Source organism: Kineobactrum salinum (assembly GCF_010669285.1).
GTDB lineage: Bacteria > Pseudomonadota > Gammaproteobacteria > Pseudomonadales > Halieaceae > Kineobactrum > Kineobactrum salinum.
The window spans coordinates 539334-564282 of the sequence record NZ_CP048711.1; the positions used below are offsets into that span (position 1 = coordinate 539334).

At 62.7% G+C, this 24949-nt stretch carries 19 protein-coding genes; 6 read left to right on the forward strand and 13 right to left on the reverse strand.

Annotated elements, in window-relative coordinates; genetic code table 11:
• Positions 1–143: 143 nt before the first annotated feature.
• The 3 genes from G3T16_RS02420 to hrpB all read right to left on the reverse strand — a co-directional run bounded on the left by G3T16_RS02420 (position 144) and on the right by hrpB (position 7417).
• On the reverse strand, positions 144–3224 hold the full coding sequence (locus G3T16_RS02420) for an efflux RND transporter permease subunit (RefSeq protein ID WP_163493673.1): 3081 nt from the start codon (positions 3222–3224) through the stop codon (positions 144–146).
• Entirely contained in the window at positions 3224–4300 is a 1077-nt protein-coding gene (locus G3T16_RS02425; protein ID WP_163493674.1) for an efflux RND transporter periplasmic adaptor subunit, read from the reverse strand. Before G3T16_RS02425 ends, G3T16_RS02420 begins: the two co-directional genes overlap by 1 nt.
• Before the next feature lie 552 nt (positions 4301–4852).
• Positions 4853–7417, reverse strand: coding sequence for an ATP-dependent helicase HrpB (hrpB, locus tag G3T16_RS02430; protein ID WP_197911857.1), 2565 nt, complete (start codon positions 7415–7417; stop codon positions 4853–4855).
• Between the two features lie 230 nt (positions 7418–7647).
• On the opposite strand from hrpB, the gene G3T16_RS02435 reads away from it, so the two are divergent.
• Positions 7648–9114, forward strand: a complete 1467-nt coding sequence (locus G3T16_RS02435) for an HAD-IB family hydrolase (RefSeq protein WP_163493675.1) — start codon at positions 7648–7650, stop codon at positions 9112–9114.
• Positions 9115–9129: 15 nt separating this feature from the next.
• Here the strand turns inward: G3T16_RS02435 and G3T16_RS02440 are convergent, their stop codons facing one another.
• The gene (locus G3T16_RS02440; protein WP_163493676.1) at positions 9130–10869 is read right to left on the reverse strand and encodes a DUF885 domain-containing protein; all 1740 of its coding nucleotides are present in this window, start codon (positions 10867–10869) and stop codon (positions 9130–9132) included.
• Positions 10870–10922: 53 nt separating this feature from the next.
• Positions 10923–12050 (reverse strand): zinc-binding dehydrogenase, encoded by a 1128-nt coding sequence (locus G3T16_RS02445; RefSeq protein ID WP_163493677.1) that lies wholly within the window; start codon positions 12048–12050, stop codon positions 10923–10925.
• Positions 12051–12331: 281 nt separating this feature from the next.
• Between G3T16_RS02445 and G3T16_RS02450 the strand changes: the two genes are divergently transcribed.
• The 4 genes from G3T16_RS02450 (at position 12332) to G3T16_RS02465 (ending at position 17273) form a co-directional block, all read left to right on the forward strand.
• Positions 12332–14002, forward strand: coding sequence for a LysM peptidoglycan-binding domain-containing protein (locus G3T16_RS02450; protein WP_163493678.1), 1671 nt, complete (start codon positions 12332–12334; stop codon positions 14000–14002).
• A gap of 103 nt (positions 14003–14105) precedes the next feature.
• Complete coding sequence (locus tag G3T16_RS02455) at positions 14106–15215, forward strand: GAF domain-containing protein (protein WP_163493679.1); 1110 nt, start codon at positions 14106–14108, stop codon at positions 15213–15215.
• A 68-nt stretch (positions 15216–15283) separates the two neighbouring features.
• On the forward strand, positions 15284–16348 hold the full coding sequence (locus tag G3T16_RS02460; protein ID WP_163493680.1) for a putative PEP-binding protein: 1065 nt from the start codon (positions 15284–15286) through the stop codon (positions 16346–16348).
• Between the two features lie 7 nt (positions 16349–16355).
• Positions 16356–17273, forward strand: coding sequence for a lysophospholipid acyltransferase family protein (locus G3T16_RS02465; RefSeq protein ID WP_232059231.1), 918 nt, complete (start codon positions 16356–16358; stop codon positions 17271–17273).
• A 171-nt stretch (positions 17274–17444) separates the two neighbouring features.
• On the opposite strand, the gene G3T16_RS02470 is transcribed toward G3T16_RS02465, so the two are convergent.
• From G3T16_RS02470 to G3T16_RS02485, 4 genes are all read right to left on the reverse strand, one after another.
• Positions 17445–18722, reverse strand: coding sequence for a serine hydrolase domain-containing protein (locus G3T16_RS02470; RefSeq protein ID WP_163493681.1), 1278 nt, complete (start codon positions 18720–18722; stop codon positions 17445–17447).
• Between the two features lie 97 nt (positions 18723–18819).
• Positions 18820–19002 (reverse strand): hypothetical protein, encoded by a 183-nt coding sequence (locus tag G3T16_RS22685; RefSeq protein ID WP_332102848.1) that lies wholly within the window; start codon positions 19000–19002, stop codon positions 18820–18822.
• 125 nt (positions 19003–19127) lie between these two features.
• Positions 19128–20384 (reverse strand): TonB-dependent receptor, encoded by a 1257-nt coding sequence (locus tag G3T16_RS02480; protein WP_163493682.1) that lies wholly within the window; start codon positions 20382–20384, stop codon positions 19128–19130.
• A gap of 29 nt (positions 20385–20413) precedes the next feature.
• The gene (locus tag G3T16_RS02485; RefSeq protein ID WP_163493683.1) at positions 20414–21007 is read right to left on the reverse strand and encodes a TonB-dependent receptor; all 594 of its coding nucleotides are present in this window, start codon (positions 21005–21007) and stop codon (positions 20414–20416) included.
• A 286-nt stretch (positions 21008–21293) separates the two neighbouring features.
• Between G3T16_RS02485 and G3T16_RS02490 the strand changes: the two genes are divergently transcribed.
• A complete protein-coding gene (locus G3T16_RS02490) occupies positions 21294–22010 on the forward strand; it encodes a Crp/Fnr family transcriptional regulator (protein ID WP_163493684.1) in 717 nt (238 codons plus the stop codon).
• Positions 22011–22053: 43 nt separating this feature from the next.
• On the opposite strand, the gene G3T16_RS22325 is transcribed toward G3T16_RS02490, so the two are convergent.
• From G3T16_RS22325 to G3T16_RS02500, 4 genes are read right to left on the reverse strand one after another with little or no spacing between them, the layout of a single operon-like run.
• The gene (locus G3T16_RS22325; RefSeq protein ID WP_197911858.1) at positions 22054–22968 is read right to left on the reverse strand and encodes a dihydroxy-acid dehydratase domain-containing protein; all 915 of its coding nucleotides are present in this window, start codon (positions 22966–22968) and stop codon (positions 22054–22056) included.
• Positions 22965–23540: a dihydroxy-acid dehydratase domain-containing protein gene (locus G3T16_RS22330; RefSeq protein WP_332102911.1), complete on the reverse strand. Its 576-nt coding sequence runs from the start codon at positions 23538–23540 to the stop codon at positions 22965–22967. Before G3T16_RS22330 ends, G3T16_RS22325 begins: the two co-directional genes overlap by 4 nt.
• A complete protein-coding gene (locus tag G3T16_RS21555; protein WP_232059232.1) occupies positions 23441–23746 on the reverse strand; it encodes a hypothetical protein in 306 nt (101 codons plus the stop codon). Before G3T16_RS21555 ends, G3T16_RS22330 begins: the two co-directional genes overlap by 100 nt.
• Complete coding sequence (locus G3T16_RS02500; RefSeq protein ID WP_232059233.1) at positions 23743–24948, reverse strand: L-lactate dehydrogenase; 1206 nt, start codon at positions 24946–24948, stop codon at positions 23743–23745. Before G3T16_RS02500 ends, G3T16_RS21555 begins: the two co-directional genes overlap by 4 nt.
• Between the last annotated feature and the right edge of the window lies 1 nt (position 24949).

Below are 24949 nucleotides of genomic sequence, written 5' to 3' on the forward strand. Positions count from 1 at the left end.
ACCCCCGCCGGCAAGGCAGCAAGGAGATGGTTTTGCGTGGGTTGCAGGGCCGGGAGCACTGTCGAAGGCTTCCTTCTGAATTTGGTAAGCGCCATTGTAAGTCATTATCCAGGGCCAATGTGCGAATACCCACATAGCGTCCGTCAGGCTTCCAATCCGCGCCGCCGTCGCCACGCCCCATGCACCCTGTCTCCCAGCACCAGCAGCACCGGTGTCAACAACAGCGTCAGCACGGTTGCGAAGGCCAGACCCCCGGCAATGGCACTGGAAAGCTGGGTCCACCATTGGGTAGAGGGCGCGCCGATACCCAGGCTGGGCGCCAGCAGGTTGACATTGATGCCGAGGACCATTGGCATCAGGCCCAGGATAGTGGTGGCGGCGGTCAACAGCACGGGGCGCAGACGCAGGCAGCCCGTTTCCAGAGCGGCAGGCAGGGCTTCCAGGCCTTTGCGCCGGTGTTCATTGTAGGTGTCGATCAGAACGATATTGTTATTTACCACAATGCCTGCCAGAGCGACCACTCCCATACCAACCATGACCACACCAAAAGGCTGGGCGGTAATCAGCAGTCCCAGCAATATGCCTGCCGTCGACAGCACAATCGCTGATAGCACCAGGGCGGTCTGGAAGAGGCTGTTGAACTGCACGACGAGAATGAAGCTCATCAGGAAAGTTGCCGCAAAGAATGCCAGGATCAGGAATTCTGCCGCTTCCTGTTGGTCCTCCCCTTCCCCGCCGACGCTGACCTCGAGGTTGGCGGGGATGTCAGTCAGGGCAATATCCTGGACCGTCTGCAAGCGCTCGTCCAGCAGATAGCCCTCCTCCAAATCGGCCTCTATCGTGACGGCTCGCTCACCGTCTACCCGGCGCAAGGTCCCCACTTTGGGCGAAGGCAGAAACTCCGCCACCTGGGATACAGGCAGCTGGCCCCGGGGCGTTTGCACCGCAAGCTGGCGCAGCTGGTCGATATTGCGCCAGCTCTCGGGGAAGCGCAGGCGAATATCGACCTCATCCAATGCATCTTCCGGCCGGTAACGGGCGAGCAGGATACCATTGGTTATCATTTGCACGGCACTGCCGACAGTGGCAACATCGGTTCCCATCCGCGCGGCTGCCTCCCGGTCAACCTGTACTCGCCATTCTATCCCCGGTATGGCTCTGTCGTCGCTGGCATCGGTAAAACCACCAACCTCTGCCATGGTCTGCCGGATCTTTTCCACATTCTCGTAGAGAATCGAGAGATCCGGGGAGCTGATCGTCAACTGGAATGGCTTGCCTTCTCCAGGGCCCTGCTCTTGCTGACGGAACTCCAGAATGATTCCGGGGATGTCCCTGGTGCGCTCACGCATCTCCTCGAGAATCTCACGCGCTGACCTTCGCTGTTCCCAGTCAATGAACTGAAACTGGAGGGTACCTACGGTGTCGACCCCCGTATTCCAGTCCGGGTCGGCAATGGAGCGGGCATAGAGCGCGTCCACCTCGGGCATATTGAGCAAGCGGCGCTCAACCTGCCGAACCAGATCGTCGATTTCATGCACTGACAGATCGCCGCGGGCGCGAATGGTCACCTGGGCGGATTCCGGCTCTACCGAGGGAAAGAATTCCACGCCCTTGTTAAAGACTGCATAGATGACGTAAATCACCACTATCACCAGCATCACGGCAAACAAGGTCCACCACGGGCGTTGCAGCGAATAATTCAACGAAGAGCGGTACCAGTGTGCGAGCCGTCTCGACTCGCCCTGGACCGGGCTCTGGGTACTGCCGCTGACCCCGCCCAGCGTGGGCAGAAAAACAAGTGCCATGGCCAGTGAGGCCAGGAGACAGATAATAACTGTCGCGGGCAGGTATTTCATGAACTCGCCCACGACTCCCGGCCAGAACAACAGCGGAAAGAATACCGCCAGCGTGGTCGCTGTGGAGGCAATAATCGGCCAGGACATGCGGCTGGCCGCATTGGCCCAGGCATCGCGGGGGGAATCGCCGTCGCGCCGGTTGCGATCCGCCAGTTCACTCACCACCAGGGCCCCGTCGACCAGCATGCCGGCAACCAGAATGAGTGCGAACAGCACGATCATGTTCATGGTGTAGCCAATGGCCCAGATGACGAGGATGGCAGTAAAAAAAGCGCCGGGGATAGTTACCCCCACCATCACGGCCGACTTCACTCCCATGGTGGCCACAATAATGATCAGCACCAGTGCCACCGCCGTCATGACGTTGTTCAACAGCTCCGAAAGCAAGGACCTTACTTCTTTGGACTGGTCGAGAATGTAGTTCACCTGAATTTCTGCCGGCATGGAGGACTTCGCCTGCTCCATGACCTTGCGTACCTGGGCGACGGTGTCGATAACATTGGCGCCGGTGCGTTTGGAGATTTCCAGTACCACTGCGGGCTGGTCGTTGATGCGGGCGAAGCCCTCCGGATCAAAGAAGGTGCGCCGCAATGTGGCCACATCACCAAAGGTTACGACAGTGTCCCCGTCGACCTTGACCGGCACTGACATCACATCGTCGATATTTTCGATCACACTGGGCACTTTCATGGAGAAACGGCCTTTGCCGACATCCAGACTGCCAGCTGCCACCAGCTGGTTGTTGCGTGAGACAAGATTGAAGAGCTCGGCGTAATTGATGCCATAGCTGGCGAGCACCTGGGGCTCGACCAGAATCTCCAGAAGATCCTCGCGGTCGCCACCGATTTCCACTTCCAGAACTTCAGTTATGCCTTCAATCTCTTCTTTGAGCTGACGCGCCGTTTGAATCAGCTCCGCCTCCGACAGCGGACCTGAAAGACCTACGGAAAGAACGGGGAACAGCGCGACGTTGACTTCATGCACCGTCGGCTCTTCGGCTTCCTGGGGGATGTAGGCGCGCGCCCGGTCGACTCGCTCCCGCACGTCCTGCAGGGCAGAATCGGCATCAAAGCCGGCGTCAAACTCGAGCATCACGGAGGCGTGGCCCTCGCTGGCAGCGGAGGTCATTTTCCGCAACCCCTCCTGTGCGCGCAGTTCCTGCTCCATCGGGCGAACCATCAACCGCTCGCTGTCCTCCGGGCTGACCCCCTCGTACACCATGGAGACGTAGATGATGGGAATGGGGACGTCGGGGTTGGCCTCTTTGGGAATGGCGGTATAGGCGCCAATTCCACCAATGACAAGGATCAGGAAGAGCAGCAGCGTCGCGCGGCTGCGCTGCTGTGCGGCGCGGATGAAGCGCTCCATCACTCCTCCCCGGCCATAACCGCTTCGACTTCCTGTCCCAGTTCGACGAAACCGGCGCCCTGCGTAATCAGCTTCACCCGATCGGGCAGACCGGCCACCCAGGCGCCCTCGCGATTGGTGCTGAGCAATTCCACGGGCTGCTCGTGCACCCGCTGTTCGTCATCGACATAGCGAACGACCATCCGGCCGTCCCCGTCGAGTGAAAGCAGTGAGAGCGAGATCCGGTGCGCCTGCTCTTGTGCCAGCCGTATCCGAATACTGGCGCTACCACCGGCGATGCGGCGCAGATCGGGATTTTCAGCCTCTATCTCAATGTAGTAGCTGCGGGTTTCAGGGTCCGCCACGGCAGCAATATAGCTTAGCTCACCCTCGAGCCGATGGTGGTCAAACAGGGTGATGGCAGCCGGATAGCCGACTTCAAGTTTATGGACATCCTGCTGCGGGATTTGGGCACTTACCCGTACCCGGGAGATATCAGCAAAACGGAGCAGCCTCTGCCCGGGCTCGACATAGTCACCTTCATCCACAAAGCGCCGGTCGAAAAAACCGTCAAATGGAGCTGTGGGCCTGGTGTTCCGCAGCGCCAACTTCACCGCCTCCAGTTCGGCCCGCACCCGGGCCCGTTCGGCAACAGCGTCGAGCTGCTCGATCTGTGAGGTGAGATCCCGTGCCCCAAGCTTCTCAGTTGCCTCGAGTTCGGCTTCCACCAACGCCAGATCTGCTTCCAGCTGAGCCACGCGTGCTTCGCGGTCTTCGGCGTCCAGTTCCACCAGCACTGTGCCCTTTTCGACCCGGCTGCCCTGCCTCACGGGCAAGTTCATGACTTCACCGCCCACCCGGGCGATCATTTCTACCTGCTGCCAGGCCTGCACCTGCCCCTGTACTGACAACAGAGGCTGATGGGCCTGGCTTCGAAACTCGCGCACCTGAACCCGGTTGAGAGCGCTTGCAGATGGCTCCGAGGCTTCGGGCGCCCGATCCGGTGCGCGCAGAATGTCACCTGAGGCCAGCCACAGGACCAACAAAACGACAAGGCCACCGGCAGTCCACAGCGGCTTGATTTGGGTTTTGAACAAGAATGCGTCTCCCTGAGCTGTGTGTGCACGTTCACGGACGGACGTAATGCGAGAATATTCCGCGAAGGCGGCTTCGTGTTCGACCCGCGAGACCTCGATATAGAAGCTGTACCGGGCTGAACGCCAGCGGTATCGGTAGAGGCCTCCGGCGGGCGTAGTGTAGCAGATGACTTCACGGGACAGTTCAGGGCGGCGCCGGGAAATCTGTGAAGAAATCACTTTAGGGCCACGGCTGTCTTGCCGGCCGAGTGGTTGGAACTGCGAAATCAATCGGAATGCACACGCCGTCCGCGCGGCGCAGTAGCTGTCACGCAGTAATCCCTGTTTTTGCTCGAACCACTGACAGACAAAAAAATTGACCAGACAGACCGCCACTTCCAACGCCCAAAGTATACCGCCTTCGCCGTATGAAAAGGTGCCTGTATTCCTGCCGACACTACTATGGCAAGAAACAATCAGTACGCAAGATAGCGTGTTATTTATCTGCGGGTTTGCCGCTCTGTATTCAGCCGCCGCGGGGCTGCCCGGCGGCGGCACTGCAATAGTCGTCGGTCAGCGGGGTTGCTGCAATCGCCGGTTTGTATGAGCAGTGGGCAGTGCCTGCAGCGGGTCCTCGGGCCAGGGGTGCTTGGGATAGCGGCCTTTCATTTCCTTGCGTACCTGCGGGTAGACATCGCGCCAAAAACTGCTCAGGTCCTGGGTCACCTGCAGCGGCCGGCGCGCCGGTGACAATAGCTGCAGTTGCAGAGACTGGCGGCCAGCGGCGACGGTCGGAGTCCGGACGCAGCCGAACATCTCCTGCAATTTCACCGCCAGTACCGGCGTCGGTGGCAGGTAGTCGATGCGGATACTGGAACCCGACGGCACTGCCAGCCGCTCGGGCGCGAGCCGTTCCAGATCTGCCGGCAGGGGCCAGGGCAGCAGCGCCAGCAGGATGCCCTTCAGGTCCAGCCGGGCGAAGTCCTGCAGTTTGCGTACCGGGCCCAGCCACGGCAGCAGCCACTGTTCAAGCTGGTCCAACAGGGCCTCGTCACCGAGGTCCGGCCAGGGGCTATCGGCCTGACCCGCGGCCAGGTCCAGGCGCCTCAGCAGCGCGACCCGTGCCCGCCACTGCTGCAACTCGGGCGTCCACGGCAGCAGCTGCAGGCCGCGCCGGCGCAGCAGTTCGGCCAGAGCCCGCTGCAGCGCCTCTTCCGGCACTGGCTCCAGCGGGACGCTGTCCAGCTCCAGCCGCCCCACCAGGCGTCGGGACCGGGCGCTGAACTGTTCGCTGCGCGTATCCCATTCGGCAGTCTCTTCATTGCTGACCAGGCTGGCCAGCAGGTCGGAGAAGCAGGCGGGATTGAGGGCGGTGGCACTGTAGATGCGGTCGGTCGCAGCGTCGCGGGAGCCAGCCACATCCGCAGTCGCGAGCCAGGTCTGGGCGCACAGCGCATCCGTGACGGACAGGGTTGCGCTGCGGCCGTTGGCCAACTGGTACTGGCCGGGGTCGCCGCCGGCACGCCGGCGGGCGATCCGGTCTGGCCAGGCCACCGCCACCAGCAGGCCGGGGGCATCCTCCAGCGCCGGAGGCACTGTACCGGCGCGGGCGGTAGTCAGGCCCTTGATCATGCGCCGGTATTGCGCGGCCTGTTGGCGGCAGCGGCGCAGCCAGGGCTGGAATTCCCTCGGGCAGGGCCGCTCCCCGTTCAACACGGCCAGGGTCGCGGCCAGGTCAGCCTCGCGCCCGGCCAGGGGATTGCGTTCCACCAGTGCCGCCGCCAGCAGCGCGGCGGTATCCAGCACGCCCCATTGCGCGCCGGTCAGCAGCATATGTCCCAGCCGCGGATGCAGTGGCAATTGCGCCAGCGTCACCCCGTGGGGCGTCAGTTGCCAGGTAGCAGTATCGCGGGCAAAGGCGGCGCCGCACAGGGCCAGCACCGCCAGCGCCTGCTGGTAATTGGCTGCCGGCGGCGGCTCCATCCAGCGCAATTCCGCCGGGTCCTGCACACCCCAGGCCAGCAGCTGCAACACCAGTGGAGCGAGATCGGACTGCTGCAGTTCGGGCTGGCGCTGGGCCGGCAGGCGGCCCTGTTGTTCCTCACTCCACAGCCGGTAGCAATGGCCGGGGCCCAGCCGTCCCGCCCGGCCGGCACGCTGGGCCGCGGAGGCTCGCGAGATGCGGCGGGTGAGCAGGTGGGTGGTGCCGGTAGCGGTATCGAACACCGGCTGGCGCTCAAGCCCACAGTCGACCACGGTGCTGATCCCTTCGATGGTCAGGCTGGTCTCGGCAATATTGGTCGCCAGCACTACTTTGCGCCGCCCCTGCGGACAGGGCGCAATAGCCTGCTGTTGCCGGGCCAGGGACAGGCCGCCGTGCAAGGGCGCGACCATCACATCCCGCTGCGATTCCTCCGCCAGCCGCCCGGCGACCCGATTGATCTCGGCCTGCCCCGGCAGGAATACCAGCACGCTGCCCGCCTGGTGCCGCAGCGCCAGCTGCACTGTGCGCGCCACCGCTCCGGCCAGCGGCTCGTTCCGTCCCGGGGCACGGCCGTATTCGATTGTCACCGGGAACTGGCGCCCGGTGGAATGCAGTACCGCGGGATGCTCCAGCAGCGCTGCTACCGGTACCGCCTCCAGCGTTGCCGACATGACCAGCAAACGCAGCGGCGGTCCCTCGCGGAACAGCTCTCGCCCTTGCAGCACCAGCGCCAGGCCCAGCTCGGAATCCAGGTTGCGCTCGTGGAACTCATCAAACACCACCAGGCCCACTCCGTTCAGGCCGGGGTCCCGCTGCAACCGGCGCGCCAGAATCCCCTCGGTGATGACCTCCACCCGGGTACTGTCACTCACGCAGCTGTCGAGCCGGATACGGTAGCCGATGGTCTGTCCCACCGCCTCGCCCAGCAGTTCTGCCATCCGTGCCGCGGCGGCTCGCGCCGCGACCCGGCGTGGCTGCACCAGCAGTATGATCTGACCCGCCAACCAGGCCTGCGGCAGCAGCGCCAACGGCACCACCGTGGTCTTGCCGGCACCCGGCGCCGCTTCCAGCACCACGTCCCGGCCCTGTGCCAGGGCCTCGCGCAACGCGGGCAGCAGTTCGGTAACGGGGAAGGAAGACAGGTCGGCGGGCATGCTGCGATAGTAGCCGACGCCAGCCTTGCGGCCAATGCCGGTGCAATGCTTTGCGCAAACGCACCATGCGGGTGCAACTACGGTCCCTCTCGATCGCACCCACCAATAGCGGCAGAGGCTTTAGCTGTGCAGTAATACCGCTGTAACACCCAAGCGACAGACTGGCCAGCCAATTGGCAAGCTTATTGCTCAGGCTCTATGGAAGATTGGCGAGGAACGGGAGTTCGAACATGGCTGTCACCGCCCTGGAACACCATTTGGACCGGGTCAGCGAGACCCGGCGGGGCAACTCTGTTGCTTTCTTTGATCTCGATGGGACCCTGATCGCCGGCTATTCCATTTTCGCGCTGGCACTGGAAACCGCGCGCAGCGGTATCGCCCGTGGAGAACTGCGCCAGCCACTGAAAATGCTGCGCGACCTGCTGCGCCAGCGGCAGAAGGAAAGCGGTGGCCACTACCACAAACTGGTCCGCCGCCTGTCCCGCGCACTGATCGGTGTCAGTGAGGAGCAGCTGCGGGAGCTGGGTGAAAAAGCCTATCTCAACAGTATCGCCCGCTCGCTGTACCGGGAGGCAATCAGTCTGGTGGCAGCCCACCGGGCCGCTGGGCACCACCTGGTGATCGTCACGGCCGCCAGCCGCTACCAGGTCGAACCCATCGCCCGGGTGCTGGGCGTCGACGAGATCTGCTGTACCCAGCTGGAGGTCATCGAGGGCTGCTTTACCGGCAAGGTCATCGCCCCGATGTGCTACGGCGAGGGCAAGACCCTGGCAGCGCGCCGGATCGCCAAGCAGCAGGGGCTGACCCTGACGGATTGCTGGTTCTACAGCGACTCCAGTGCCGATCTGCCGCTGTTGCGGCAAGTGGGTCACCCGGTGGCGGTCAATGCCTCCGACCGGCTGGGAGCGCATGCCCGCTCCCGGCGCTGGCCCCAGCTGCGTTTCGCCAGCCGCGGTCTGCCCGACATGGAATCACTGCTGCGTACCGTACTGACAGCCCAGGCCGTGACCGCGACCGCGCTGGTGGGCTCGCTGGGTCAGCGCCTGAGCATCGGCCGCTTCGCCAATGCCAACCGCGTCACCCGCCTGGTGGGGGACCTGGGCAGTGGTTTTGCCGGCCTGGATTTCGATGTCGAAGGCGCGGACCATCTGCGCCAGCCGGGCCCGGCAGTGTTCGTGTTCAATCACCAGAGCATGCTGGACTCAATGGTGCTGGCGCACCTGCTGCGGCGCGATTGTGTGCCTTTCTGCAAGCAGGAGATGGCAAAGAAGCCGGTGCTGGGGCCCCTGCTGCGACAGCTCGGCACCATCTTCATCGACCGTGCCGACAGCAACCAGACCGCGGTGTGGCAGGAAGCGTTGCAGGTACTGGCCAGCGGCCGCTCCCTGGTGATCGCTCCCGAGGGCACCCGCAGTACCCTGGGTCAGATCCAGCCCTTCAAGCCGGGCGCTTTCCTGCTGGCGCGGAAGGCGAAAGTGCCGATCATCCCGCTAATCCTGCACAATGTCATGGACGCCCTGCCCAAGGGCGGGCTGTTGATTAGGCCGGCCACGATTCGCATCACAGTGCTGCCACCGATGGCTGCTGCCGACCTGAAGGATGTCCGCAGCAGTTGCGCCGGCCTGGAACGGCGCTACAACCAGCTGTTGGGACAGTCGCCAGCCGCCCCGCTGCCGCAGCTGGCGGCAGCGGGATAGCCAGATTGCCCGGTCTCAACCGCGCTGCGCGCTGATCCAGGCGTCGATGCGCTGCTCCAGCGCGTCCAGTGGAATCGCACCGGCGCCCAGCAAGGTATCGTGGAATGCGCGAACGTCAAACTGCTCGCCCAGCGCCTGTTCGGCGCGCGCACGCAGTTCCAGCATTTTCAGCTGGCCAATCTTGTAGGCCAGTGCCTGCCCGGGCCAGCCAATGTAGCGATCGATCTCGTTGACGATATCGGTTTCCGTCTTGCCCGCGTGGGCCATGAAGTAATCGATAGCCTGTTGCCGGCTCCAGCCAAAATAATGGATGCCCGTGTCCACCACCAGCCGCACCGCGCGCCACATGTCATAGGTCAGCTGGCCGTAGCGTGAGTAGGGATCCGTATAGAGGCCCATCTGGTAGCCCAGCCGCTCCGAATACAAACCCCAGCCTTCGATGAAGGCGGTCTCACCGCCGGTCTTGCGGAACATCGGCAGCTCATCCAGTTCCTGGGCCAGCGCGATCTGCAGGTGGTGCCCGGGCACTGCCTCATGCACACTCAGCACCTCCATCTCGTACTTGGGCCGCACTTCCGGCCGGTGCAGGTTGACATAATAATAGCCAGCCCTGCTGCCATTGGCAGCGGGCCGGCTGTAGTAGGCGGTGGTGGTGTCCGGCGCGATCTCCGCCGGGATGGGCCGCACCCCATAGGGCATGCGCGGCAGCTTGCCAAACAGCTTGACCAGCTCCGGGTCCAGCCGTTTGGAGACTGCGAGATAGCCTTCGTACAGCGCTTCCGCTGTGTCGTAGTAGAACTGCGGATCGTTGCGCAGGAAATCGTTGAAGGCCTGCAGGTCACCGTCAAAATCGACGCTGTCTTTCACCGCCTCCATCTCGGCCAGCAGGCGCGCCACTTCCTCCTTGCCGGTTTCGTGGATGGTCTCGGGGCTCATGTCGGTGGTGGTGAATTGCGCGGCCAGGAAACGGTACAGTTCGTCCCCTCCGGGCAGGCTGCCGATGCCGGGCTGGTCACGGCAGGCCGGCAGATACGCGGAGGCGAGAAAGCCACCAAACTCCTGGAAGGCAGGATTGACCTGGTTGGCGATCACCTGCCGGGCGGTGGCGCGCATTTCCCGGCGCACGGTGTCCGACAGATTCTCAGGCAGCTCCAGGAAGGGTTTGAAGAAAGGGCTTGCCTCTGGCTCGGCAGCCACCAGGCGGTCGATCTGGTCGGGCACCCGCTCCATGACCACCCGTGCCTGGGTACGCTGCCGCAGCATGCCCTCCTCCAGCAGTTCCTGGTACTGGGCCAACAGCCTGGGCAGTGCCTGCAATCGCACCAGCCAGTCGCGGTAGTCCTGTTCCCGCTGGAAGTTGATCTGCTCCTGCATACTGTGCAGATGTTGCGGACCATTGCGCATGTCCACCGGCATCAGGTGCAGGCCGAGTTCATCCCGCCGGCGGGCATTCTCCAACCGCCGCAGCAGCATCGCATGGCTGAGCTGGTCCTGCTCGTTCAGGGCACTGACGTCAATGGCCTGTAAGCGCTGCAGAAATTCACCGCGCCGGGCATCGCGCTCGAAATGCGCCGCCAGACTCATGTCGTTCCAGCGGTCATTGCCGCTGCTATCACCCAGCCGGGTGCGCGCCTCCGGATGCTGATCGAGATACCAGCTCCAGTGCTCGTCCAGCAGTTGATGAAAGTCATCCGCCGGCGCCGCGGCGGTCAGACTGGAGGCCAGTAGCAGCAGGGTGAAAATCAGGGCTCGCATGGGGAATCTCCTGTAAGGGGTTAGTTGCCGCGACGCAATCGGGCGAGCGGGGTTCAGGCCTGCGGCAATACCAGGTATTTCTCGCCGGTGGCGCGCCGGTTGTAGGCCACGACCACCTCCGGGTCGAGCATTTCGGCCAGCGAGATCCGGCGAGTGTAGTGGCTGGCGAATGTCGTCTTGATTTCGTCCGCCACCCGGGCGCGCAGCTCCGCGCCCCGCTGCATGCCTATCTTCTGCAGGAAGATCGGCAGCAGCCAGCCACCCATACCCCAGGCAAAGCCAAAGTTGCGGCTCAGCAGGGTGGGGCCGGGATCCAGGACGCCGTAGATATACAGCTGCTTGTGAGTAGTGGAGCCGTAGCGGTTGTACTCGCTCATTTCGCTGGCCGCCGCCGCCTCCATCGCAGTGAGAATGTGGCTGGCCAGCTTGCCGCCGCCGATCGCATCGAAGGCCAGCGTAGCCCCGGTCTCGCTCAGCGCCGCCTGCAATTGCGGCTTGAAGTCGTCTGCTTCGGAGTTCACCACATGGCTCGCACCCTGGTCGCGCAGCAGGGTCTCCTGTTCCGGCTTGCGAACAATATTCACCAGCGGGATGGTGTCGCGCTGGCAAAGCCGGTTCAGCATCTGCCCCAGATTGGAGGCCGCCGCGGTGTGCACCAGTGCCGTGTGACCCTCCACCTTCAGCGTCTCCACCATGCACAGGGCAGTCATCGGATTGACGAAACAGGAGGCACCCTCCTCCGCGCTGGTCTCCTCGTTCAGCTCCAGGCAGGTGTGGACATTGACACAGCGGTACTGGGCAAACATTTCCCCGCCGAAAACTCCCACCGTCTTGCCCAGCAGAGCCTGGGCCGCGGCGGAGTCGCCGGCGGCGATGACCTTGCCCGCACCCTCGTTGCCGGCCGGCAGCGCCTGCCCCAGCCGCGCCTGCACTGACGCCATCGCCTGCGGCGGTATGTCCGCGCTCAGTACCGGCCGCGCGGCGCTGCCCGACGTGCGGGCGCGGCTCATGTCCGCCGGCCCGAACAGCAGGAACAGGTCCGATGGATTTATCGGCGCAGCGCCGACCTCGACCAACACTTCATCCGGCCCCGGCTGCGGCACCGGCACTTCCTCCAGCCACACACTCAGGGTATTGTCGTCGCTGATGCGAGTACGCAATTGTAATCCTGTCTCTGCCATGATCTGGTCCTCCATCGGTTTGCTCGCCCTAGGTTGACACTATAGCGGATACCGTGAACCGATACCTGCTGCATCGAACCGGGGCATACTGCCGTCGACCAATAATAGCACCCAGGACCACCCCAATAATCAGCCGACACTGACCAGGTAGTGAGCTGCACAGATACAAGCCTCTCTGTCCCGCTCATTGCAACGCATTGAAACCAGGGCTATTCTTGGTCCCGTCAATCAACCACACCGGACTGGCAAAAATTTACCCATAACCTCCCAAAGTGGCCTCTATGTTCCGTGTAGCGCTTTTGCTCTGGTTTTCACTCTGCTCCGGCGCCGCCTCGTCCAGCGCCCTGCCCAGGCCCGCGGGCCTGGAGCCTGCCGTACAGTTCTGGACCAGGATTTATACCGAAGTATCCACCCGCCAGGGATACCTCCATGACGCTTCCAATCTCGCTGTCGTTTACCAGACGCTGTCGTTTCCGCCAGGCCTGTCACCGGCACAACAAAATGACAGGATCGCGGCCAGCAAACGGCAGTATCGGCAGGCCCTGGCCGCCCTGGGCTCAGGCAAGCAAAGCGCGCTGAGTGAGCTGGAGGCCCGCGTCCAACAGGCCTGGCCCGTGGGTACCGACGCCGCCACATTCCGCCAGGCGGCCGAAAATGTGCGCTTTCAGCGCGGCCAGTCGGACCGTTTTCGTGCCGGGGTCGTCAGGGCCGGGCAATGGAAGTCCCATATCCGCGCGGTCCTGGCCCGGCATGAGCTGCCCGCTGAACTGGAGGTATTGCCCCATGTTGAATCATCGTTCAACCCCAACGCCTGGTCCAAAGCGGCGGCAGCGGGAATGTGGCAATTCATGCCGGCGACCGCCCAACGCTACATGTTGGTGGACTCCATCGTCGATCAACGCATGGACCCCTATGTCTCCACTGAAGCGGCAGCCGCCTTGCTGAAGCGGAACTACCAGCTTACCGGCTCGTGGCCGCTGGCGCTTACCGCCTACAATGTCGGTGCCAACGGCATGATGCGGGCCACCAGGGCCGTGGGAACAACAGATATCGCACTCATCGTGGCGAAATACCGGGGCTCCAACTTCGGTTTTGCGTCCCGTAATTTCTATGCCTCCTTTCTTGCCGCGCTGGAGGTTGACCGCAACGCAGCACAATACTTCGGTGATCTCCAGCCAGCTGCGCCGCTGAGTTATGACACAGTAACCACGACGGATTACGTACCCGCTGCCGCCCTGGCCCGTACGGTGGGTGTCGGCGTTGAAGAGCTGCGTCAGTACAATCCCTCCTTGCTGGAGCCGGTATGGACCGGTGAAAAATATATCCCGCGGGATTTCCAGTTGCGACTGCCCCAGGGCCAGCGGCCGATCAGTTTGAGCGAGGCGCTTGCGGCCATCCCTGCAAGCTTGCGCTATGACCACCAGCAGCCTGATGTGCTTCATCGCATAGCGGGCGGCGAGTCCCTGTCGATCATCGCCCGGCGTTACAATACCTCCGTGGCCACCTTGATGTCGCTCAACGGCCTCCGCGATGCCCACCGGATACGGGCCGGCCAGGACCTGCGCTTGCCCGGCGTCATTCCCTCCTCCAGGGGCGCCACCCGCACGGCGAGCATAGCCCGTCGCCCTGCGGGTGCTGGCGCAGACAACTATGTGGTCCAGCGGGGCGACTCCCTGTGGAGTATTGCGAGAAGACTCGGTGTGTCCCAGCGGCAACTGGTCAGTCTCAACAATATCGACAAACGCCGCTATCTGAAACCGGGGCAGCGCCTGCAAATACCCTCCGCCGAAACCTCCGGCACGGGCACCTACGTTATCCGGTCCGGAGATTCCCTGTGGGAAATTGCCCGGCGCTTCAACCTCTCCCATCAGGATCTGGCTGCCTGGAACAATCTGGGTAACAAGCACAGTATACAACCTGGTCAAGTACTCAAGCTGGCAGCCGTGGACTGAACCAGGGCAAGCCCGGCCCCAAATCGGTGCTCAAGTAACCTGTTCCCGGGATTCACTATAGCGGATACTGCAGTCTGCCACTTATGCTTCGGAACAGGGCCCCATGAATGTATTGCTGCAACTGACCCGCATTGTCCAGGCCGCCGCCCAGGCGGACCAGACCGAGGATCAGGTCAAACTCATTGTCGAGGCCATCCACCAGGCCATTGCCGTTGATGTCTGCAGCCTCTACATCAACGCCGGCGATGGCAGCATGGTGTTGATGGCCAGCCACGGCCTGGATCCCGGCGCGGTCGGCCGCAGCCGGCTGCCCGCGGGTCGCGGGCTGGTGGGGCTGGTGGCACAGTCACGCCACCCGGTCAATGTCGCGGATGCTGCCGCACATCCCGATTTCTGTTATCTGGCGGAGACCCGCGAAGACGAGTTTCGCAGCTTCTGCGGGATCCCGGTGGTACGCGCCGGCGCGGTGATCGGCGTACTGGTGGTGCAGTCCCGCGAGGGCCGGGTGATGTCCGAGGAAGAGCAGGCGTTCCTGGTCACTCTGTCCACCCAGCTGGCACTGGTATTGCCGCCCGACCCGCTGGCCGGACACAGCCCTGCCAGTGCCACGCGGCGCCTGCGCGGGGTCAAGGGTGCTCCCGGCACCGGTATCGGCAGCGCCTGGCTGTCTGAGACCGTGGATCTGTACGCCGTGCCGGATCGCCCCTGTCAGGATGCCAGCGCGAGTATCCGGGAATGGCATGAGTTGCTGGCGCAGGTCAGCAACGACGTCGAAGCCGAACGCAAGGCGATGGGAAAGGAGTTGTCAGACAGTGTCTGCGCCATCTTTACCGCCTACCAGATGTTGCTCAATGACCCCGATCTGCGGCTGGGGGTGGAACGGGCCATCGCCCAGGGACAGTGGTTGCCCGGCGCCCTGCGCCAGGTGGTGCACCACTACGCCGAGGTCTTCCTGGCGATGGAGGACCCCTATCTGCGGGCACGCCACGAAGACCTGCACCACCTCGGCAACAAGTTGTACCTGGCCTGGAGCGGGGCCCCGGAAAACAGGCCCCAGGGCGGGTCCGGCCCGCTGATTCTGGTCGGCGGCAAGGTCAGCGTCTCGGACATCGCCGCCTGCGACCCGCAGCGGCTGGCCGGGATCGTCTGCTTCGAAGGTTCCAGTCTGTCCCATACCGCGGTGCTGGCCAATGCGCTGGGGTGCCCGCGGTGATGGGCACCGGCATTCTGAAAGGTCTGTAGGATGGCGATCCACTGATCGTCGACGGCAATACCGGCCAGGTGATCCTGCGCCCCGGGGAATCGGTACTGCGGGAATTCGAACGGCTGCAGCTGGTGGAACAGACACTGCGGGGCGAGCTCGCCAGCCTGCGCGACCTGCCTGCCACTACCACCGACGGCGAACGGGTGCAGCTGCTGGCCAATACCGGCCTGCTGGCCGACATCTCTCCCGGCCTTGCCAATGGCGCAGAAGGCATCGGCCTGTACCGCACCGAAATGCCGTTCATGATCAGCGAGACCTTTCCCTCCGAAGAGGAACAGCTGCACACCTACAGCCAGGTGCTGGCCGCCTACCGCGGCCGCCCGGTCTATATGCGGACCCTGGATATCGGCGGTGACAAACCACTGCCGTACTTTCCGATCCACGAGGAAAATCCCGCCCTCGGCTGGCGCGGCATTCGCTTCTGCCTGGACAACAGCTCGTTGCTGATGACTCAGCTGCGGGCCATGCTACGGGCCGCCGGCAGTGGCGAAGAACTCCACATCCTGCTGCCGATGGTCAGCAATACCGGAGAGATCGACGCTTTTCAGGGTCTGCTTGGCGATGCGCTGGAGCAGTTGGCCGGCGAGCATGTGACGGTACGGCGCCCGCGGATAGGTATCATGGTGGAGGTACCGGCCGCGATCTCCCTGCTGCCCGCCTGGGCCGGCAAGCTGGACTTCATCTCCATCGGCTCCAATGACCTGAGCCAGTACCTGCTGGCTCTTGACCGCAACAACCCGCGAGTGGCGGGCGCCTACGACCATATTCACCCGGCGGTACTGCATGAGATCGCGCGCATCGCTGCGACTGCCAAGCGGATGCAATTGCCATTGAGCCTGTGCGGCGAAATGGCCTCGGACCCGGCAGCGGTAGTGTTCCTGCTGGGAACCGGGGTGCGCACCCTGAGCATGAGCGCCTCCAAGTTGCCGCGCATCAAATGGCTGCTGCGCTCAATCTCGGCGGCCGAGGCGGAGCAACTGGCGCAGCAGGCGCTGGAACTGGACAACGTCGCCGCGATCCGCCAGTTGCTGGAGGGTGCTCTGCAACAGCGGGGGCTCGGCCGCCTGCTGGGCATCGAGTGATATACTGATGCCCTGCCAATTGCTACAGGAGGTGCACAAGCAGGCCATGACCGCGCTGGACACCGGCAACCAGCCGCTCACGGAGCGGCAGCTGCAAGCCCATATCGCGCAGGCACTGGCCGTCACCATGCCCGACAACCTGGAGTCCCGCAGCCTCTACCGCCTGCTGTGCACGTGGTTCAAGCCGGTGGTATCGGGGCTGGAACGGATTCCCGGGGAACCCTGCCTGTTTGTCGGCAACCACAGTCTATTCGCGCTCGACGGACTGGTCATGACCAGCGTGATGCGGCAGGGTTACGGCCGTTTTTTGCGCCCCATGGGCGACAAATTGCTGTTCACCAACGACATCGCCAGCCGCGCCCTGTTGTCCCGGGGCATCGTGATGGGCCACCCGGAGGTCTGCGGGGCGCTGATGGCGCACGGCCAGGATCTGCTGGTGTTTCCCGGCGGTGCCCACGAGGCGGTCAAGCCCAGCCGGCAGCGCTACCAGCTGCAGTGGAAAGAGCGGTTCGGCTTCATCAAGCTGGCGGCGCGGTACGGCTATACCATCATGCCCTTCGGCATCGTCGGGCCGGATGAATTCTACAGTCACCTGATCGAGAGCGAAGACCTGGCCGACTCACCGCCCGGTCGTCTGCTGCGCCAGCTGGGCCTGATCACCGAGCATACCCGCCACGACCTGCTGCCACCGCTGGCACTGGGTGCACTGGGCACCCTGCTGCCCAAACCCCAGCGCTGTTTCATTGGTTTTGGCGAGCCGCTGAGCCTGGCACGCTACCGCAAGCGCGGCCCCGGCCCCGCCCAGCGAACCAAACTTCGCGACCAGATTGCCAGCAGCATTGAGCAGCAGCTGGCCCAGTTGCTGCTGGTGCGCGAGCAACGCCGCTCCGAGGACGGCCTGCTGCGGCGCATACTGACGCTCTAACAGGGTGAGACCTGGTTCGACCATGACTGGATCCATACTCAGGGAATCAACCCAGGTTGCGGACATAGTCCCGCTCGATCATATGGATCAACTGTCCTTCGTCCACACCGGTAAACAGACCCAGACCTCGTTCACTGTGAATGGTGCGCTCTGGCCCTGCCTTGCTTTTTGTCAGGTTTCGGTATCAAACCGGGCTGAAGTGGCCAGTGGACGCAGATAGCGCTGTATCGGACCAGTGTCGGCACTGGCCGAGAAAAAGGCAATCACCAGATCACGGCCAGGCGATACGTAAAGCCCCTGACCGAACATCCCGCTTTTGAAAAAATCGCCGTCCGCGAAAACGGCATCCCACTGTCGACTATTCCCGAGAATGGGGGCATTCAGGCGTTCGGTGAACACAGGGCCGTCATAGCCCGCCATGAAAAATTCCGGTCCCCTGACTCCCGAACGTATGCGCTCAATGATCTCCGGCCCCACAATCTGTCTGCTGGAAACGCTTGGCCAACTCGGCGTGTACAGCATGCCAAACCGTGCCATATCCCGCAGGCGACTGGACACCAACCCGTGCACCGCCGCGGTTCCATCGGGGGCAAGGTGTACTTGCAGGTCGCCCTCCACAGCCATGTGCGACCACACGCGTTGCTCAAATACATCCGCCCATGCCCGCTGTGTAACCTCTTCGATCAGCAACACCAGCGCCTGGGTAACCGGGGAGCCGTAGTCGAAGCTTTCCCCAGGCTCCCGTATTTTACGGGCATCTTTCAGGACCTCCCGCACGGTTTCGGACTTGCCGGTAGCCGGATTCACTTCGCCAAACTCGGCAAAGAACATTCTTGATGCAATGGATGCGGGGTCGGCGCGGGTGCGGCTGTCTTCTTCCGTGTCCAGTCCGGGAGTCATATCCAGGATATCGATGATGCGAATGCCGGACCACGCCGTCGCCAGAAAATCAGGCATGTAATGACCGTAGGTTTTGTGCGCATCAATCAGGCCATCGTTGATCAGCAGGTCCACCAGCAGCGAGGCCATGAGCTTGGCGTTGGACGCCCACAGGTGGTTGTCTTCGGGCTGCATACCCGGGTATTGTTCGTAAACCACCCTGCCCCGGTGCACGACCACAAAACCCTGTGCAAAACTCTCCGGATGCAGCAGAAATTGATCGAGACTGAGCTCCCCCAGGGCGGAAACAGCACGGGTATCCCCGATTTGCGGATCGAGCGTCCGCGGCAGGCTACGGGTCGGCGCCGAGCGTGGTATCACAGCCGTGGGCAGGCTTTGTGCCGCATGCCCCAGCCAGTACAGCGCCACATCCCCGCCCTTCAGAATCGAGGCCACGCTGACACTCTGCCCCAGGCTCTGAGCTTCATCGAGGGAGAACCCCTCCCTGGCCCGGGTGACGGGCAGCCGAGTGCTGTCACTCGCCTGCAACGTGACCGGTGACAGGCTCAAGCTCAGGGCAACAATTGAGTACGCCGATATAAAAAACGCCCTCTTCAGGGGGACGAAAACACGGGAACCTCGAGACATACCTGCCTTCCAGAAAATGCTAGAACCATACCGTCAGCGTAGCACCCGCAGTTCGCGGTGCGGCCGGTGTTGGGTTGGTGGAAACGCCGGGGTTGATTGCGAAATTGTGCAACATGTATTGCTCGTCAAACACATTTTTCATCCAGCCGGCCAGCTCCCAGGAAGCACCTTCGGCGCTGTAGGCGACACGCAGATTGGTCACCTCGTAGGCTTCGATAGCCGCGACTTCAAGGTTCTGGAGATCCTGATAGGCCTTGCCTTTGCGCGTGTAGTCGGCACGGGCGCTCAGGCTGGCGCCCGAATCCAGCGGGTAATCGAAGATCAGGCTCAGGGAACCGGCATTCTTGGGGCATTGCGAAGTCTGTTGCCCTCGTTGGGCATTAAATTACCCTCAAGATGTGTATATTCCGTGTCGAGATAAGCGTAGCTCGCAGCTAGCTGCAGATAACCGTTCATCTGCCACTGCACTTCCAGTTCGGCGCCCTGGCTCTCTGCCTCCCCGGCATTCTCGGTCAGGTTGGGGCCTGGAATACCACCGGGGCCTACCGTCTGGATCAAGACCTGCAGGTCCTCGTATTCCGTATAGAATGCAGCCAGATTAAAGCGCAGATTGTTGTCAAAGACAGTCCCCTTGATGCCGGCTTCATAGTTGATTACTTTCTCCTCATCGAAGGGCGTGATTGCCGCGAGCTCGGTGGGCGCTGATCCCTGGAACCCACCGCTCTTGAAGCCACTGGAGGCGGTTGCATAGATGCTGATGTCGCCCAGATAGTAGCTCAAGGCAAGCTTTGGCGTGAACGCATTCCAGCTCTCATCTGCCTCGATGTCGAATACTTCCAGGATGTTCACACCATTGGCGAGCGAGCGATTGCCTGCGTCCTTGCTTTCACTGGTATAGCGGCCGCCCAGGGTGAGATCCCAGGAGTCGCCGATAGACCAGGTTAGCTGACCAAAGGCGCCCAGACTCTGGGTTTCGTTGGTCTGGAAATTGCCCCCGCGGGCAAGGGCGGTCCCAGTGGGCGCTCCACCAAGCGGCGCGCCAATTATGGCGTCAAAAAATTCATCCCTATCTATCTCCTCCTTCAGGTAGAAAAGGCCCGCCTGCCAAAACAATGTATCAGTAGCCTGACTGGCAAAACGCAGCTCCTGACTGAACTGCTCACCGTCTTCCTGGAAGAAATTGTCAACTGTAACAATGGGAAAATAGGCAAAATCGACTGCCGGCTGCAGATCCGACACGTCCGCCTCGGCGCTGCGGTACGCGGTAATCGAGGTCAGCGTACCCCATTCCACGCTCCAGTCGGCCTGTATTGACAGTCCCAGGGTGTCAGTATCGGCGTGGGGTTTCACGCTCTGCAGGTTCTCAAAGAAGCCCGGCTGTAGATCGGCGGGAAGGCTTGCGACCACGGCGCCCAATGCCAGCCCCTCCCCCGTGGTTCGCCCCGGCCCATCGCGCCGCTCTTTCGAAGCATCCGCGGAAACGAGCACCTCCAGCGCATCGGTCGGCCGCAACAGCAGTTGTCCACGAACCCCGTTGGATTCATAGGCATTGAGGTCGTCCAGGTTGGCTGTCAGGCTCTCCACATAACCGTCGCGCTGTTTGTGACTGAAGCTCAGTTTTCCCGCGGCGCGCTCACCCAGGGGCCAGTCATCAGACCGCGGACGCCGAGGTAGCCCATATCCCCCGCGGACAGCTCGACGGCCCCTTCCAGGGTGTCTGAGGGCTTCGAAGTAACAATATTGATAGCACCGCCGGCAGCGTTCTTTCCATAGAGCGTGCCCTGAGGGCCCCGCAGTACCTCCAGGCGCTCCAGATCAAACAGATCAAAGGCCTGGCCAGCGGTTCTGCCGAGGTAGACGCCGTCCAGAAATACCACCACCGACTGGTCCTCGCCGGCGCCGTCGGCATTGGAACCTATGCCCCGGATAAACAGCTGCGGTTGCGCGGGGTTGAGTGAGCCCATGCTGAAACCCGGTGTGCGCAGGGATATTGCATTGATATCACTGACATCCGCAGTACGGATATCCTCAGCGCCGATAGCGGTGATGGCGATAGGCACATCCTGCAGGCTCTGTTCCCGGTGCTGGGCGGTTACAACAACCTCCTCCAGGGCCTGGGCGGCCACGCTGTTGGAGGCAGACGCAACCGCGGCCGCCAGTAAAGCGCGGCTGACAAGGCTGGTGTTGCGTGATGGAATTGTATGCATGTTATCCGGTCTCCACTGATTATTTTGCTCTTGCAGCTGCAACGCCCCATGCGCGGTCTCAATCTGCTGTGGCCGCATGAGCCCGGATGTCTCTGCCCCGGCAGCGACTGCTACTACAAAGGCACCAGTGTAGGTATCGACGGGCCCCCTGTTTGCAACAAATATTTCAATTTCTGGAGATTACCACGCAAGTTTGCGACAATGCGCCAGCGACAAACCGGATTCGTCTGGCCGCAAGGCCGCTATCTGAACTAGAATCAGCACAGACTCCTCCGCGATCGTTTTTATGTTGAAGGTACAAGGCCTGCACGGCTGGATAGATTCCCTGCCGGCACGGGAGAAGACAGCCGTCCGCGCGCGAATGAAGCAACGCCACTGCGAAGGTGGACAGGCAATCTATCTTGCCGGTGAAGAGGGGCGGGAGCTTTTTCAGGTCGGCTCGGGCAAGGTCCGCTTTTGCACGTATGCGCTCAACGGGAAAGAGGTCCAGATTGGTGAAATCCGTGCTGGCGACTGCTTCGGCGAATTGAGTCTGATCAATGGCTTCTACCGGGCAAACTGCGCGTTTTCAGTAGGGGAAACGGAACTCTTTGTGCTCAACAAGCGCGACTTTCTGCAACTGTATGAGGCCTACCCGAGCATAGCTCGAGAACTCAACAGCTTTCTGGCAAGGCGCCTGCAGGTTGCATACACCATCATCGAGGATGCCAACCTGCTACCCCTGCGTGACAGGCTGATCCGGCTACTCTCGCGGCTGGTCTTCAGCGTGAGCGACGCCAGCGCGAGGCATCAGGCAACCGTTGATGGCATTACCCATGAACAGCTGGCAAATATGCTGGGGGCGACGCGGCAGGCCGTCACACGCGAGCTCAAATTACTGGAACGGGCCGGACTGATCACCTCGAATTACGGCCGAATCGTGATCGAGAGTATGAGCGAGCTGGTGGCGCGCAGTGACCAACTGGTCGGCAGTGAACCGATTGTGCCGGACTACTCTGGCTAAGGCTATTCGGCCTCATTGCGCCACTGCACATTCCCGGAATGGGTCACCGCCCCCGGGTGGCAGGCCCGACGCAGGCGACGTATTTCTGCGCGTAGCCGGCGGCGCTGATATGTGCCTTGCCCGAAGGGTCGCCGTGCTCATGGACTGCCGCGCGGCTCTTCAGTACCCGGGCCTCCACCTCCAGGGTCAGGGACCGGGAGCCAAGGTCGATGTGGATGCTGTCGCCCTCCTCTACCAGCGCCAGCAGCCCGCCGCAGGCAGCCTCGGGCGTGACATAGCCGACACAGAAGCCACGCGATGCACCGGAGAAGCGGCCATCGGTAATCAGCGCGGTAGTTTCGCCCTTGCCCATGCCATACAACAGCGCCGTCACCGTCACCATTTCCCGCATCCCGGGCCCACCTACCGGTCCCTCGTTACGTATGACGATAGCCTCTCCGTCGCCGATATCATCGGCCAATACAGCCTGCAGGCAGGCCTCCTCTGACTCAAAGATCCGCGCCCGACCGCGGAAGCTGTTGCGCTCTATGCCAGCGGTCTTGATAACCGCGCCCTCGGGCGCCAGATTGCCCTTCAGTACCATCAGTCCGCCGCTGGCGCTGCGCGGCGAAGTGATCGCTTCCACAATTCTGCCATCGGCATCAGGTGCATCGGCCAGGGCATCGGCAAGGCGCTCGCCGCTCAGGGTCGGGCAATCGCCGTGCAGGAAACCGCCCAGGAGCAGCTGTTTGAGGATCACTGGTACTCCGCCCACCTCGTGGAGGTCCGGGTACAGGTAGGGTCCCGAGGGGCTGAGGTGGGTTATCAACGGTGTGCGCTCGAACACCGCCGCCACATCATCGATGGTGAACACGATGCCCGCCTCATTGGCGATAGCCGGAATGTGCAGTGCTGCATTGGTCGAGCCCCCGGTGGCGGCCACTGCGGCGCAGGCGTTCTCAAGACTCTCACGAGTCACAAGGTCCCGCGGCAGGGGTAGTTGGCCTCAAGCACCCGCATCAACTGCTGCCCCGCGCGGCGCGCCATCGCCCGCCGCTGGGAGTACACCGCGGGAATGGTGCTGGAACCGAGGGGAGCAAATCCCAGCACTTCGGCAATCATGGCCATGGTGTTGGCGGTAAACTGGCCGGCACAGCAGCCGGCCGCGGGCCAGGCTGCGCGTGAAACCGCCTCCAGCTCCCCGGCATCAGTCTGGCGGGCAATCAACCTGCCAGTATATTCCGCCACAGTCTTGATCTCGGCGGGCGCACCATCGTAGCGGCCGGGCAGCGCCGGACCACCGTTGAGGAAGGCGCCGGGCACATTCAGGCGAGTCAGAGCCATCATCATGCCCGGGAAGTTCTTGTCACAGGCGCCGACACAGAGCAGGCCGTCGTACTGGTGGGCCCGCATCACCAACTCGATACTGTCAGCGATGACCTCGCGCGACATCAGGGAAAAATGCATCCCGCTGTGCCCGTTGACCAGGGCGTCGGATACCGAGATGGTGTTGAACGCGCGCGGCGTCCCGCCCCCCGGTAAATTCCCCAGCGGACCTGCTCCGCGACTTCCGACAGCCGCATGTTGCAGGCACTCATCTCGCCCTGGCTGGATGCCACGCCGACGAACGGTTGATTTATATCGTCGTCATCCAGCCCCAGGCCCCGCAACATGGCTCGTGCTGCCGCCTTGACCGGGCCGGATTTCATCACCGTGGAACGGTAGGGGGGCCTCTCTGGACGCTCCTGCTTACTCATTGCCATGCTCCTTCATGTTTCCCCGACCGAGAGGGCACATATGCACAACCTTGATCCATGACTGCGGCATTCAGGTCACTGACCCGGTTTACGCCCATCAGCGCCATCGCCGTGGCCAGTTCCCGCTGGAAGAGATCCAGCAGTTCAACAAGCCCCTGCTCCCCGCGTGCGGCCATGGCGAATACCCAGGGACGGCCCACAAGTACGCCCCGCGCGCCGAACGCCAGCGCTTTCGCGATATCGATGCCGCTGCGCACGCCGCCGTCGAGATAGACTTCCACGTCAGCGCCGACCGCCTCGGATACTGACCGGAGCTTGCTTATCGACGGGGCCACGGCATCCAGCTGACGCGCGCCGTGGTTGGACACCACCACGCCATCGGCACCCGCGTCCACCGCCGCGCGGGCGTCGTCAGCCTCCATCAGGCCCTTGATCAGCAGCTTGCCCCGCCATTGTTCCCGCAGCCAATGGATATCCTTCCAGGTGCAACGCGGGTCGAACTGCGAGTCGACAAAGGCCTTGTAGGCGTCCAGGTCCTCTGGGTTGGCCACTTTGTCCGCAAGATTACCGAAGCTGTGGGGCCTGCCCCGGATACCAACGTCCCAGGCCCAACCCGGGCTGATGGCAAGTTGCGCCAGCCGGGACAGCTTCCCCGGCCACCCGCCGCCCAGCATGCCATTGCGAAAGTCGCGCAGGCGCAGGCCTGGGAGGGGCAGGTCGATGGTGAAGGCGAGGGTCTCACAACCGGCTCGCTCCGCCCGCTCCAGCAGCTCACCAATAAAATCCCGGTCGCGCAGCATGTACAACTGGAACCAGAAGGGCTGACTGGTGGCGACGCGAATTTCCTCCAGTGGGCAGATTCCCACCGTTGAGCTGGTGAAGGGCACCCCCACGCGCTGTGCCGCCCGCGCGGCCTGCACCTCTCCCCGGCGGGCAAACATGCCCGCCATACCCACTGGCGCCAGTGCCAGGGGCATACTCGCCTGCCGTCCGAACAACAGGGTGCTGGTATCCACACTCGACACATCCCGCATCACCCGCTGCTTCAGGCGCAGGGCCCGGAAAGCACTTGTATTTGCAGCTAGCGTAATTTCATCATTGGCGCCACCGTCGATGTAGTCAAACAAAAATCGCGGCAGGCGTCGCATGGCAAGGCGGCGGTAATCCGCGACTGTAACCGGCACCACGTCGTAGACACTCACG